Here is a 12,883-nt window from a genome sequence, read left to right as displayed (position 1 = left end):
CTGCTGATGAGAGGGGCGAGTGACGATGAGCACGGCGGAGGAGACCGACGGCGACAGTGCGCCGTGGGCCGAGGTGACGCCCGAGGCGGCCAGGCGGCTGCTCGTCGCCGCCGTCGACGCCTTCGCCGAGCGCGGGTACCACGCCACCACCACCCGCGACATCGCGGGCCGGGCGGGGATGAGTCCCGCCGCGCTCTACATCCACTACAAGACGAAGGAAGAGCTGCTCCACCGGATCAGCAGGATCGGCCACGACCGCGCCCTGTTCGTCCTGGAGGCGGCCGCCGACGGCGGGGGCACGGCGGCCGACCGGCTGGCCGAGGCCGTACGGTCCTTCGTCCGCTGGCACGCCGAGCGGCACACCACCGCCCGCGTGGTCCAGTACGAACTCGACGCCCTCGGTGAGGAGCACCGTACCGAGATCGTCGAGCTGCGCCGCAGGAGCGACGCGGTGGTGCGCCGGATCATCAGCGAGGGCGTGCAGGCGGGGGAGTTCGACGTCCCCGACGTCCCGGGCACCACGCTCGCGGTGCTCTCGCTCTGCATCGACGTGGCGCGCTGGTTCAACGCGCAGGGCAGCCGGACGCCGGACGAGGTCGGCGAACTCTACGCCGACCTCGTGCTGCGCATGGTCGCGGCCAAGCGGTAGCGACGGCGGGCCGCGCCGCCAGAAGCAGCCGCGCCGTCAGAAGTAGTAGCGCGACACCGACTCGGCCACGCACACGGGCTTGTCGCCGCCCTCGCGCTCGACCGTGACGAGGGCGGTGACCTGCACCCCGCCCCCGGCCTCCTCGACGCTCTTCAGGACGGCCGACGCACGCAGTCGCGAGCCCACCGGCACGGTGGACGGGAAACGGACCTTGTTCGTCCCGTAGTTGATGCCCATCTTCATGCCCTCGACCCGCATGATCTGCGGTACGAGCGTCGGCAGCAGCGACAACGTGAGATAGCCGTGCGCGATCGTCGTGCCGAACGGCCCGGCGGCGGCCCGCTCCGGGTCCACGTGGATCCACTGGTGGTCACCGGTGGCCTCGGCGAAGAGGTCGATCCGCTTCTGCTCGATCTCCAGCCAGTCGCTGTGCCCCAGCTGCTCGCCCACCCCGTCGCGCAGCTCCTGCGCGGACGTGAAGATCCTCGGCTCTGCCATGTCCCTGGTCCCTGCCCTTCCAGCTCCAGTCCATCCCTGATCGCACTGTCTAAGCGCTTGCTCAGCATGGTTGGCGGGTGCGTTCCTGTCAACGACGGACCGGGCCGCAGGAGGCCAAGTAGGGTTGGAGGGGTGCCCCAGATCCCACAGACACTCCATGAACTCACGGTCGGGCAGCTCTCCGCGCGCAGCGGCGCCGCAGTTTCGGCCCTGCACTTCTACGAGGCCAAGGGCCTGATCAGCAGCCGCCGCACCAGCGGCAACCAGCGCCGCTACACCAGGGACGCGCTGCGCAGGGTGGCGTTCGTCCGTGCGGCGCAGCGGGTCGGCATCCCGCTCGCCACCATCCGGGACGCCCTCGCCGAACTCCCCGAGGAGCGCACCCCGAACCGCGAGGACTGGGCGCGGCTCTCCGCGGCCTGGCGCTCCGAACTGGACGACCGCATCGCGCGGTTGGGCAGGCTGCGGGACCACCTCACCGACTGCATCGGCTGCGGCTGTCTGTCACTGGAGAACTGCGTGCTCTCCAACCCGGACGATGTCTCCGGTCAGCGGATCAGCGGCTCGCGTCTGATGCCGGAGCGCCTGTCGGCCGAGCGCCCGTAGCTCCGGTCGGAAGCATGTTCGTGCCGGTCCCAACTATGTTGCTCGTGTGCACTCGGGCAGGTAACCAAGGGGGCAGCGACGGTGGGCGTGGGCGACGGATATGACGAGCGGGCCGGAGCCGGGGCCGTGGGCGTCGGTGAGGGCCGGACGGTCGGCGGCCGGTACCGGCTCGTCGAGCGGCTGGGGCATGGCGGGATGGGTACCGTCTGGCTGGCCTGGGACGAGATGGTGCACCGGGACGTCGCGATCAAGGAGCCGCGGGTCCCCGACGAGTACGCCGAGGCCCAGCGGCAGCGGACCTTCGAGCGGATGCTCCGGGAGGCGCGGTCCGTCGCCAGCGTCGTCCACCCCAACGTCGTGACGCTGCACGACGTCGTCACGGAGAGCGGACAGCCCTGGCTCGTCATGGAGTTGGTGCAGGGCCGTTCACTGGCGGACCTCCTGGAGGAGGGCACGCTCACCTCGCCGGAGGCGGCGAGGATCGGCCTCGCGGTGGTCGACGCGCTGGCCGCGGTGCATGCGGCCGGGGTGCTGCACCGGGACGTCAAGCCCGGCAACGTGCTGCTCGCCGAGAACGGCCGGGTGGTGCTCACCGATTTCGGCATCGCCCAGATCGAGGGCACCACGCCGCTGACGGAGGCCGGCGCGCTCATCGGGTCCTCCGAGTACATGGCGCCGGAGCGCGTGATGGGCTTACGCCCGGACGCCGCCTCGGACATGTGGTCATTGGGTGTGCTGCTGTACGTGGCGGCGGAGGGCTGGTCACCGTTCCGGCGCTCGAACTCGATCACGACGATGCTTGCCGTACGGGACGAATCCCCGCCGCCCCCGACGCGAGCCGGGGCGCTGTCGCCCCTGATCACCGCGCTGCTGCACAAGGACCCGGCAGCGCGCCCGGACGCCGCCCGGGTCCGGGAGGCGCTGCACGCGGTGGCGCATCCGCAGCCGTCGATCCCGACGCAGACCGGAGACCGGCCGTCGGGGAGGAGCGCTGCCGCCCCGGCTATGACCAGTCATGAGGTGGCCGAACCGCGCCCGTGGTACCGCACGGTGCGCGGGCGGGTGATCACTGTCGTGGCAGCGGCCGCGGTGCTCGCGGGAGTGGTTCTGGCGATCGGCATTCCGTCGCCCGGCACCCCGGAGGGGCTGCCCTCGCAGTGGCAGACGGTCGACGCGAAAACGGTGCGGCTCAGCCTGTCCGTACCGACCGGGTACCAGAGCGGTACGCCCGGTGATGCCATCAGCCCGGCGGTCCAGTACCAGTCCTCGCACTTCGACAGCACGGTCGTCGGGGGGAAGCCGCCGGACGGGCTCCAGTTCCGGATCCAGGTCTACCGGAATCCGGACACCGCCGACTCGGTGCCCGGCGAAGGCTCGGACAACGACCTGGCCGGCTTCTACCGTGCCGACGGCCGCGAAGTCCGCCGCTACGCGCTCGATTACCACGCCGCACTCGGCGGGCGACCGGCCTCGACGCTCGACGTCCAGTACTACGAACGGGGCGACAAGGCCGCGGGAGTCCTCAGCCGCGGTCTCCAGCTCAAGGTCATCACCAAGGACTCCAAGGTCGAGTACTCGGTCCATGTCTGGGTGCGAGGCCCTGCGGAGGAGGTCTCGGGGGACACGCCCAGCGCCTTCTACGAGAAGGTCGTCGCCGGGCTACGGATTCCGGACATCCCGGAGACCCGGTCCTGACGCGCGAGGTGCCGGGCGGCCGCGGGCATGCCGGGCGGCCGCGGGCATGCCGGATGGCTCGTCGCCCGTCACGCCACCGATGCCAGGTCCCGCCGCAGCGCGCCCCGGGCCTTCGCCAGCGCCCCCGGGGTGAGCACCGGCTGCGGCACCACGATCCCGCACCCCGCGCAGACCGGCCCCGACCACGGCTCGCACCGCAGATCCTGCCGCCAGCGGATCTCGGCGCCCGCGCACACCGGGCAGGCCGTGCCGGGCTCCGACTCCAGCGCCGCGATCAGCCGGCGCAGGACCTCGGCCAGCGGCGCCGACGGATGCACCGCCGGGTCCTCGCAGCGGGCGACCCCGTAGCCGCCCCAGGTGCGCCGGTGCCAGTCGTCGAACGCGCCGGGCCGGCGCAGCCCGTCGTGCTTCTCCCGCCTGCGGCGTTCGGCGAAGCCCGCCTCGTAACCGAGCCAGACCGCCCGCGCCGCCTCCAGTTCGTCCAGCGCGCGCATCAGCCGCGCCGGATCGGGGGACCGGTCCTCCGGCCCGATACCGTGCAGGGTGCACAGATGGTCCCAGGTCGCCCGATGTCCGTAAGGGGCGAACCTCTCCAGGCACTTGCGCAGCGAATACCGCCGCAGTGCCAAGTCGCTCCGCGGATCGCGCACCTGTCTCGCAAGACTCCGGAATCCCGCCACCGCACCGTCACCTCCGTCGCTCGTACTTCGGCGTCAAGGAATGGACGTACAGCTGCCCCATTAGGATCCCTCGAATACTGACGTTGTCCGGAATTCGATACGGTCCGTCACCACGCCGCTGTGGGCGGCGTCATGTGACGATTCAGAAAAGGTGACGGTTGTTCACCCTACCGACGGGTCATACCGCCAGTAACCTCCGGCGCACAGCCTCTCGGAGGAGCGCGCATGCCCCCACGCACCGTCAAGTTCAGAGCCGCCACCGTCGCGGCGGTTCTCGCACTCGGTACGACCCTGCTGGCGGCCTCGCCGCAGGCCGGCGCCACGGCAGCGGAACCCGCCCCCGTCACCGACTACTGCCAGGGGCAGTGCGACGACATCCTGCCGCCCGGCGAGAACGGCAACGCCACCCTCGTCGACATCCTCGGCAACAAGGCGTTCGGTACGCACCCCAAGCACAGCGACGACCAACTCGACCGCTACAACGGCCTGGTGGCCGGACACACCGGTCTCACCGACCAGAAGCTGACCGATTTCTTCAACGACGCCTCGTTCGGTGTGCCCGAGGACCAGGTCGAGTCCGTCACCTCGCCCCGCGACGACGTCACCATCACCCGCGACAAGGCGTCCGGTGTCCCGCACATCAAGGGCACCACCCGGTACGGCACCGAGTTCGGCGCCGGATTCGCCGCCGGGCAGGACCGGCTCTGGCTGATGGACCTCTTCCGGCACATAGGACGCGGCGAACTGACCTCGTTCGCCGGTGGCGCCCTCGCCAACCAGGGCCTGGAGCAGCAGTTCTGGCCGCAGGCCCCGTACACGGAGGCGGATCTCGAAGCCCAGGTCGAGTACATCAGGACCCATGAGGGCGCCCGCGGCGAACAGGCCATGGCGGACGCCCAGGCGTATGTCGACGGCATCAACGCCTACCGCGAGAAGTCCAAGAAGGGCCGCTACTTCCCGGGCGAGTACGTCCTCACCGGCAAGATCGACGCCATCACCAACATCGGCGAGATCCAGCCCTTCAAACTGACCGACCTGATCTCCATCGCCTCGGTCGTCGGCGGCCAGTTCGGCGGCGGCGGTGGCGGGGAGGTGCAGGCGGCGCTCTCGTTGCTGGCCGCCCAGCAGAAGTACGGCGTCGCCGAAGGCACCAAGGTCTGGGAGTCGTTCCGCCAGCGCGAGGACCCCGAGGCCGTGCTGACGATCCACGACGGCACCTCGTTCCCGTACGCCGGCAAGCCCGCCGAGGCCCGGGGCGCCGCACTGCCCGACGCCGGGTCCGTCACCGCCGAACCCCTGATCCACGACCGCACCGGCTCCGCGGGCACCGACAGGAAGGCCCCGGTCAAGGCACCCGCCGCGCTCAAGAAGGCCCAGGGCATCTACGACGACGGCGTCATCCCCGAGGGCTCGCTGCCCGGTTCCGGCTCCGGCGCCCAGAAGCGCGGCATGTCCAACGCCCTGCTGGTCTCCGGCAAGCACACCGCGAGCGGAAACCCCATCGCCGTATTCGGGCCGCAGACCGGCTACTTCGCCCCGCAGCTGATGATGCTCCAGGAACTCCAGGGGCCGGGCATCAGCGCCCGGGGTGTCTCCTTCGCCGGTGTCGGCATGTACATCCAGATGGGCCGCGGCCAGGACTACGCCTGGAGCGCCACCTCGGCCGGCCAGGACATCACCGACACCTACGCCATCGAGCTGTGCGAGCCCGACGGCACCAAGCCCACCAAGGACTCCACGCACTACCTCTACCGCGGCACCTGCACCGCCATGGAGACGCTGGAGCACACCAACTCCTGGAAGCCGACCGTCGCCGACTCCACGGCGAAGGGCTCCTACCGGATGCAGGTCCGGCGCACCGACTACGGCATCGTCACCCACCGCGCCACCGTGGGCGGCAAGCCCGTCGCGTACACCTCGCTGCGCACCACCTACCGCCACGAGGCCGACTCGATCATCGGCTTCCAGATGCTCAACGATCCGTCGTACGTCAAGGACGCCGCCTCCTTCCAGCGGGCGGCGAGCAATATCGACTACGCCTTCAACTGGTTCTACGCCGACTCCCGCGCCGCCGCCTACTACAACAGCGGCATGAACCCGGTGCGCGCGGCGGGCGTCGACCCGGCGCTGCCGGTGCGGGCCGAGCGGGCCTACGAGTGGCAGGGGTACGACCCGGCCGCCAACACCGCCGCGTACACCCCGTTCGCCGAGCACCCGCACTCCAGCGGGCAGGACTACTACATCTCCTGGAACAACAGGCAGGCCAAGGGGTACGCCGCCGCGGGCTTCGGCCTCAGTGCCGTGCACCGGGGCGATCTGCTGGACGACCGGGTGGCGGCGCTGGTCGAGGAGGGCGGGGTGACCCGCGCGTCCCTCACCCGGGCCATGGCCCAGGCCGCGGTCACCGATCTGCGCGGCGAGCAGCTGCTGCCCGAACTGCTGAAGGTGATCCGCTCCAAGCCGGTGACCGATCCCGAACTGAACGGCGCCGTCCAGCAGTTGGAGTCATGGCAGGCGGCCGGGTCGCAGCGCAGGGAGAGCAGCCCCGGATCGCACACGTACACCCATGCCGACGCGGTACGGATCATGGACGCGTGGTGGCCGAAGCTGGTCGAGGCCGAGTTCAAGCCGGGGCTCGGCGACGGCCTGTACGGAGCGCTGACCGCCAACCTCGCCACGGACGAGTCCCCGGCGGCGAGCCACGGGCCGAGCGGGGCGCACAGCGGATCCGCGTTCCAGTACGGCTGGTGGGGCTTCGTGGACAAGGATCTGCGCCAGGTCCTGGGGCAGTCGGTCAAGGGGCCGCTGGCCAGGACGTACTGCGGCAACGGTGATGCGGGCAGCTGCCGTGACGCGCTGCTCGCGTCCCTGAAGCAGGCCGTGGCCCAGCCGGCCGCTGAGGTCTACCCCGGGGACGACAGCTGCAAGGCGGGCGAGCAGTGGTGCTCGGACTCGATCGTCCACCGCCCGCTGGGCGGGATCGCCCAGAAGTCCATCCACTGGCAGAACCGCCCGACGTACCAGCAGGTGGTGGAGTTCCCCGCCCACCGGTAGGGGGTTGAACCGCTGTGCCGGGCGGGTCCGAACTCCTCGGGCCCGCCCGGCGCCGTCTCACCGGTACTGGAGATACCGCTTCCGCACGGCCCGGAACGCGGCGAGATCCTCCGCCCAGGCCCCCACCACCTCGTCCGTGTCCGCCCCCGCGTCGATCATCGTGCGGACCCGGGTGTTGCCGGTGAGCTTGTCGATCCAGTTGTCCGAGCGCCAGGCGAACCCGCTCCACGTCCGCTTCGCCGTCACCAGCAGCGCGATCCCCGTGCGTACCGGATCGAAGACCTCGCGGTCCTGGACGTGCAGTTGCACACCGCCGACCGTCTTGCCCTGGAACTTGGAGAACGTCGGCGCGAAGTACGCCTCGCGGAACGCGACCCCGGGCAGGTCGAGCGCGTTCGCGGCCGCCGCCCAGCGGTGGTCGATGCCCTCCGCTCCGAGCAGTTCGAACGGCCGGGTCGTACCGCGCCCCTCGGAGAGGTTCGTGCCCTCGAACAGACAGGTCCCCGAGTAGACCAGTGCCGTGTCGGGCGTCGGCATGTTGGGGCTCGGCGGCACCCACGGCAGCCCGGTCGAGTCGAAGAAGTCCGACCGCTTCCACCCCGACATCTTCACGATGCGCAGGTCCACCGGCCGCTCGGCCAGGAACCGGGCGTTGAAGAGCAGCGCCAGCTCGGTGACCGTCATGCCGTGCGCCTGCGCGATCTCCCGGCGGCCCACGAACGTACCGAACGCCGGATCGAGCACCGGGCCGAGCGCCGCCCGCCCGGTCACCGGGTTCGGCCGGTCCAGGACGACGAACCGCTTCCCTGCGAGAGCCGCCGCCTCCATGCAGTCGTACAGCGTCCAGATGTACGTGTAGAAGCGGGCACCCGCGTCCTGGATGTCGAAGACGACCGTGTCCACGCCGGACGCGGTGAAGACATCGGCGAGCGGCTGCCCGCTCTTCAAGTACGTGTCGTAGACCGGGAGTCCGGTCGCCGGGTCGTCGTACCGTCCTTCCGAGCCGCCCGCCTGTGCGGTGCCGCGGAAACCGTGCTCGGGCCCGAAGACGGCGATCAGGTCCACCCGCTCGTCCGGGTGCATCACATCGACGATGTGGCGCACATCGGAGGTGATCCCGGTCGGGTTGGTGACGACCCCGACCTTCTCGCCCTTCAGCAGCGCGTAGCCGTCCGCCGCCAGCCGGTCGAAACCGGTGCGGACTCGGCCGTGCCCCTTGCCCGGAGCGGGGGCGGCGGTCGCTGCCCCGGTCCCGGCGGCCGTCGCCGCGAGGGCACCCACCGCACCACCGGCGGCCAGCAAACCACGTCTGGACAGGCTCATTCGGCTACCTCCATGATCGCGACCTCTGTCATGGTCACGCACGCTAGCGCGCGTTCAGGCCATACGGAACGAGCCGGACGGGACAGTTGTGACGGGAGCGTCGCCAGAGCCGTGTCCGCCTCTTCCGTTCCGACATACCGACTGGTTAGTCTGCCGGTGCAGTCGGCTGAGAGAGGCGGGACCGATGAGTACGGTGCAGGGCGCGGGCGTGGTGGTCACAGGCGCTGGAGGCGGCATCGGAGCCGCACTGGCCCGCCGGTTCGCCGCGGAGGGCGCGCGGGTCGTGGTCAACGACCTCGACGAGGCGAGGATCAAGCCGCTGGCCGAGGAGATCGGCGGCATTGCCGTCGCCGGTGACGCCTCGCGGATCGTGGACGCGGCCAGGGACGCGCTCGACGGCACCGTCGACATCTACTGCGCCAACGCCGGCCTCGCCTCGCCCGGCGACGTCTTCGCGGACGAGGAGGTCTGGGCCGCCGCCTGGGACGTCAACGTGATGGCCCACGTCCGTGCGGCCAAGGCGCTGCTGCCCCAGTGGCTGGAGCGCGGCAGCGGACGCTTCGTCTCGACCGCCTCCGCCGCCGGACTGCTGACGATGATCGGCGCCGCGCCGTACAGCGTCACCAAGCACGGTGTCGTCGCCTTCGCCGAATGGCTCTCGCTCACCTACCGCCACCGCGGCATCAAGGTCCACGCGATCTGCCCGCAGGGCGTGCGTACGGACATGCTCACCGCCGCCGGATCGGCCGGGGAGCTCGTCCTCGCCCCCGGCGCCATCGAGCCCGCGGCGGTCGCCGACGCGCTCCTCGACGCCATGGCCGAGGACCGCTTCCTGGTCCTGCCGCACCCCGAGGTCGCCGGGTACTACCGGGCCCGCGCCAAGGACACCGACCACTGGCTCGGCGGTATGAACCACCTTCAGCGGAAGTGGGAGGAGACCGGCGCATGACCGAGTCGATCTACGCGGCCAAGCCCTGGATCCCGCTGCTCAGCGAGGCCCAGCGGGCCCCTGTCAGCCCCGCCGCCACCCTCGTCCACGCCTTCCGGGACTCCGCCGCCCGCAGCCCCGGGCACCCGGCGCTCGCCTACTTCGACGGACGCCTGAGCTACCGCGAGACCGACGAGCTCTCCGACTCGGTGGCCGGCCATCTCGCCGCCCGGGGCCTGGAGCGCGGCGACCGGGTCGCGATCATGCTGCAGAACACCCCGCAGTTCGTGCTCGCGCTGCTCGGCGCCTGGAAGGCCGGCGCCACGGTCGTTCCGCTCAATCCGATGTACAAGTCCGGCGAGGTCGGCCACGTACTGAAGGATGCCGAGGTCACCGCGCTGATCTGCGCGGACCGGGCCTGGGAGGCGTATCTGCGGGACACCGCGGCCGGCGCCCCGACGGTACGGATCGCTCTCACCACCAGTGAGCTCGACCTCCAGACACAGAACGACGAACGGGTACTCGGCTTCGAGCGGCTCCCCGTGCCCGCGGACACCGACGACCTGGTCGCCGTCGCCCGGCAGGGCGTCAAGGCACCCGAGGGGCGCGAACCGGCCGCCGCCGACGTGGCGCTGATCAGCTACACCTCCGGGACCAGCGGCACGCCCAAGGGCGCCATGAACTCCCACGGCAACATCATGATCAACGCCGAGCGTCAGCGGACCGGGCACCCCGTGGCCGAGGGCTCCTCCTACTTCGCGCTCGCCCCGCTCTTCCACATCACCGGCATGGTGTGCCAGCTGGCCGCCTGTCTCACCAACGCGGGCACCCTCGTCCTCGCGTACCGCTTCCACCCGGGCGTCGTCCTCGAAGCCTTCGCCGAACACCGCCCCGCCTACACCGTGGGCCCGTCCACCGCCTTCATGGCGCTCGCCGCCCACCCGGACGTCACTCCCGAGCACTTCGCCTCCTTCCGGGTGATCTCCTCGGGCGGCGCACCGCTGCCGCCCGCACTGGTCGAGAAGTTCCGGGCGGGCTTCGGCCCGTACATCCGCAACGGCTACGGCCTCACCGAGTGCACCGCCCCCTGCGCCTCCGTACCGCCGGAGCGCGAAGCCCCCGTCGACCCGGTCTCCGGGACCCTGTCCGTCGGCGTCCCCGGCCCCGACACGGTGGTCAGGATCCTGGACGAGAACGGCGAGGAGGTGCCCTTCGGCGAGCAGGGCGAGATCGCGGTCTGCGGACCGCAGGTCGTCTCCGGCTACTGGCGGCTGCCCGAGGCCACCGCCGCCGCCTTCCCGGACGGCGAGCTGCGTACCGGCGACATCGGATTCATGGACAGCGCGGGCTGGCTCTATGTCGTCGACCGCAAGAAGGACATGATCAACGCCTCCGGCTTCAAGGTCTGGCCGCGTGAGGTGGAGGACGTCCTGTACACCCACCCGGCGGTCCGGGAGGCGGCCGTCGTCGGTGTCCCCGACACCTACCGCGGCGAGACCGTCCGCGCCTACGTCAGCCTCCGGCCCGGCGCCTCGGCCGAACCGGAAGAGCTCAGTGCGTACTGCAAGGAACGGCTTGCCGCGTACAAGTACCCGCGCGAGGTCGAGATCCTGACCGAACTCCCGAAGACGGCGAGTGGGAAGATCCTCAGGCGGGAACTGTGTTCCCCTCGATGACCGAATCACGCGGAAGGAAGGTGGCGGCAATGGCCAAGGCGACGGACGGGGACACGGCTCCCGTTCCTCAGCGGCTGCTGGCCGCCGCCACCCGGCTCTTCGCCGAGCAGGGCTACGACCGCACCTCGGTCCAGGAGATCGTCGAAGCGGCGGGCGTCACCAAGGGTGCGCTCTACCACTACTTCGGCTCCAAGGAGGACCTCCTCCAGGAGGTCTACGCCCGGGTGCTCCGCCTCCAGCAGGAGCGCCTCGACGCCTTCGCCGACGCCGACGCCCCCGTCGAACAGCGGCTGCGCGACGCCGCCGCGGACGTGGTCGTCACGACCATCGAGAACCTCGACGACGCCTCGATCTTCTTCCGGTCCATGCACCACCTGAGCCCGGAGAAGAACAAGCAGGTCCGGGTGGAACGGCGCCGCTACCACGAGCGGTTCCGGGCCCTGGTGGAGGAGGGCCAGCGGAGCGGCGTGTTCTCCACCGCCACCCCCGCCGACCTGATCGTCGACTACCACTTCGGTTCGGTCCACCACCTGTCCACCTGGTACCGGCCCGACGGCCCGCTCAGCCAGCAGCAGGTCGCCGACCACCTGGCCGACCTGCTGCTGCGCGCGCTGCGTCCCTGAAGCCTGCCGGATCTGTCAGACGGTCCAGGAGCGCCTCCGCCGCCGGATTGCGGGGCCGGGGTGCCCGCCCGGCGAGGACCACGGTCCGGCCGGGCTCCGGCTGGCGGATGCTCACACACGGCAGCCCCGCGTCCTCGCCGATCCGCCGCGGGACGATCGCCACGCCGATCCCCGCCCGCACGAGATCGACGAGCAGCCGGATCTGCGTGACGTCACAGGTGATCCGGCGCTCCAGCCCGCAGTGCGCGGCCAGCCTCCGCACCGCGGTCTCCAGACCGGTGCCCGCGCGGAAGTCCACGAACGGCTCGTCGGCGAGGTCCTTGATCAGGGTGCGCCCGGCGGTCGCCAGCCGATGGCCCGGCGCGGTGATCAGCACCAGGTCCTCGTGCCAGGTCGCGAACCCGACGATGCCGTCGGGCAGTTCGGTGGAGTCCGGCGCGAGGTAGGCGAGATCCAGCTCACCGGCCCGCAGTCCCGTGACCAGCTCCGGCGTCGTCGCCTCGCGCAGCGAGATCTGCACCCCGGCCGGTGGTACGCGGCCAGCTCGGCCGCCAGATCCACGCAGGTCAGCGTCTGGATCGTGCCGACCCTGACCCGGCCGGTCACCAGCCCCGCCACGGCCGCCACCGCCTCCCGTGCCGCCTCGGTCCCGGCGAGCACCGACCGGGCCGACGGCAGCAGTGCCCGGCCCGCCTCGGTGAGGACCACCCGCCGGCCGGTCCGGTCGAACAGCTCGGCCCCCAGCTCCCGTTCGAGGTTGCGCACGGAGGTGCTCAGCGCGGACTGCACGATCAGCTCGGCACGGGCGGCGGCGGTGAAACCGCCGTGCGTGACCACCGCCATGAAGTGGCGGAGTTGGCGTAGCTCCATCCATCCACGTTATCGATCGCAGCCAGCTGAACCATCTGTTGGACCGATCACGGATGCGGGCCGAAGCTGGATGTATGACTCACATCCAGCCGTCCACGCATGTCCCCGCACTCTGGACCGCGGCGTACGGACCGCACCACGCGCCGGCCGTACGCTTCGCCGCCCGGTGCCTGCTGCGTGTGAGGGCCTTCGTCCGCGACCTGGCGCTGGCGGACCACGTGGGGTTCGGCGGCTACTGAGAGCGAGGACGGGGCCAAACCCGTTGGTGGGGCCGGAGCGTG

General features: G+C 71.1%; 11 protein-coding genes and 1 pseudogene. 8 read left to right on the top strand and 4 right to left on the bottom strand.

Annotated features, from left to right (window positions below; genetic code table 11):
• Positions 1 to 25 precede the first annotated feature (25 nt).
• Positions 26 to 649 carry a TetR/AcrR family transcriptional regulator gene (locus OG978_RS09295; RefSeq protein WP_326764733.1) on the top strand — a complete coding sequence of 208 codons (624 nt, stop codon included), beginning with the start codon at positions 26 to 28 and terminating at the stop codon, positions 647 to 649.
• Positions 650 to 685: 36 nt separating this feature from the next.
• Here the strand turns inward: OG978_RS09295 and OG978_RS09290 are convergent, their stop codons facing one another.
• Positions 686 to 1,147 carry a MaoC family dehydratase gene (locus OG978_RS09290; protein WP_326764732.1) on the bottom strand — a complete coding sequence of 154 codons (462 nt, stop codon included), beginning with the start codon at positions 1,145 to 1,147 and terminating at the stop codon, positions 686 to 688.
• Between the two features lie 132 nt (positions 1,148 to 1,279).
• Between OG978_RS09290 and soxR the strand changes: the two genes are divergently transcribed.
• Positions 1,280 to 1,753 carry a redox-sensitive transcriptional activator SoxR gene (soxR, locus tag OG978_RS09285; RefSeq protein WP_326764731.1) on the top strand — a complete coding sequence of 158 codons (474 nt, stop codon included), beginning with the start codon at positions 1,280 to 1,282 and terminating at the stop codon, positions 1,751 to 1,753.
• 87 nt (positions 1,754 to 1,840) lie between these two features.
• Positions 1,841 to 3,448 (top strand): serine/threonine-protein kinase, encoded by a 1,608-nt coding sequence (locus OG978_RS09280; protein WP_326764730.1) that lies wholly within the window; start codon positions 1,841 to 1,843, stop codon positions 3,446 to 3,448.
• Between the two features lie 68 nt (positions 3,449 to 3,516).
• Here OG978_RS09280 and OG978_RS09275 read toward each other — a convergent pair whose 3' ends face one another.
• Positions 3,517 to 4,128 carry a hypothetical protein gene (locus OG978_RS09275; RefSeq protein WP_326764729.1) on the bottom strand — a complete coding sequence of 204 codons (612 nt, stop codon included), beginning with the start codon at positions 4,126 to 4,128 and terminating at the stop codon, positions 3,517 to 3,519.
• Positions 4,129 to 4,353: 225 nt separating this feature from the next.
• Between OG978_RS09275 and OG978_RS09270 the strand changes: the two genes are divergently transcribed.
• Positions 4,354 to 7,182, top strand: a complete 2,829-nt coding sequence (locus OG978_RS09270) for a penicillin acylase family protein (RefSeq protein WP_326764728.1) — start codon at positions 4,354 to 4,356, stop codon at positions 7,180 to 7,182.
• A 57-nt stretch (positions 7,183 to 7,239) separates the two neighbouring features.
• On the opposite strand, the gene OG978_RS09265 is transcribed toward OG978_RS09270, so the two are convergent.
• Entirely contained in the window at positions 7,240 to 8,505 is a 1,266-nt protein-coding gene (locus tag OG978_RS09265; protein WP_326764727.1) for an exo-beta-N-acetylmuramidase NamZ family protein, read from the bottom strand.
• A gap of 184 nt (positions 8,506 to 8,689) precedes the next feature.
• On the opposite strand from OG978_RS09265, the gene OG978_RS09260 reads away from it, so the two are divergent.
• From OG978_RS09260 to OG978_RS09250, 3 genes are read left to right on the top strand one after another with little or no spacing between them, the layout of a single operon-like run.
• Complete coding sequence (locus tag OG978_RS09260; RefSeq protein WP_326764726.1) at positions 8,690 to 9,454, top strand: SDR family oxidoreductase; 765 nt, start codon at positions 8,690 to 8,692, stop codon at positions 9,452 to 9,454.
• Positions 9,451 to 11,109 (top strand): class I adenylate-forming enzyme family protein, encoded by a 1,659-nt coding sequence (locus OG978_RS09255; RefSeq protein WP_326764725.1) that lies wholly within the window; start codon positions 9,451 to 9,453, stop codon positions 11,107 to 11,109. Before OG978_RS09260 ends, OG978_RS09255 begins: the two co-directional genes overlap by 4 nt.
• A gap of 29 nt (positions 11,110 to 11,138) precedes the next feature.
• The gene (locus OG978_RS09250) at positions 11,139 to 11,732 is read left to right on the top strand and encodes a TetR/AcrR family transcriptional regulator (protein WP_326764724.1); all 594 of its coding nucleotides are present in this window, start codon (positions 11,139 to 11,141) and stop codon (positions 11,730 to 11,732) included.
• Here OG978_RS09250 and OG978_RS09245 read toward each other — a convergent pair.
• Positions 11,671 to 12,602: pseudogene (locus OG978_RS09245) on the bottom strand (LysR family transcriptional regulator). The gene OG978_RS09250 and the pseudogene OG978_RS09245 sit on opposite strands and share 62 nt — an antisense overlap.
• A gap of 74 nt (positions 12,603 to 12,676) precedes the next feature.
• Between OG978_RS09245 and OG978_RS09240 the strand changes: the two are divergent.
• A complete protein-coding gene (locus OG978_RS09240) occupies positions 12,677 to 12,841 on the top strand; it encodes a hypothetical protein (RefSeq protein ID WP_326764723.1) in 165 nt (54 codons plus the stop codon).
• Positions 12,842 to 12,883: the final 42 nt, after the last annotated feature.

This window comes from Streptomyces sp. NBC_01591, assembly GCF_035918155.1.
Classification (GTDB): Bacteria; Actinomycetota; Actinomycetes; order Streptomycetales; family Streptomycetaceae; genus Streptomyces.
The sequence above is the reverse complement of the archived record's forward strand: the minus strand, read 5'-3'. Positions and strand labels throughout refer to the sequence as shown.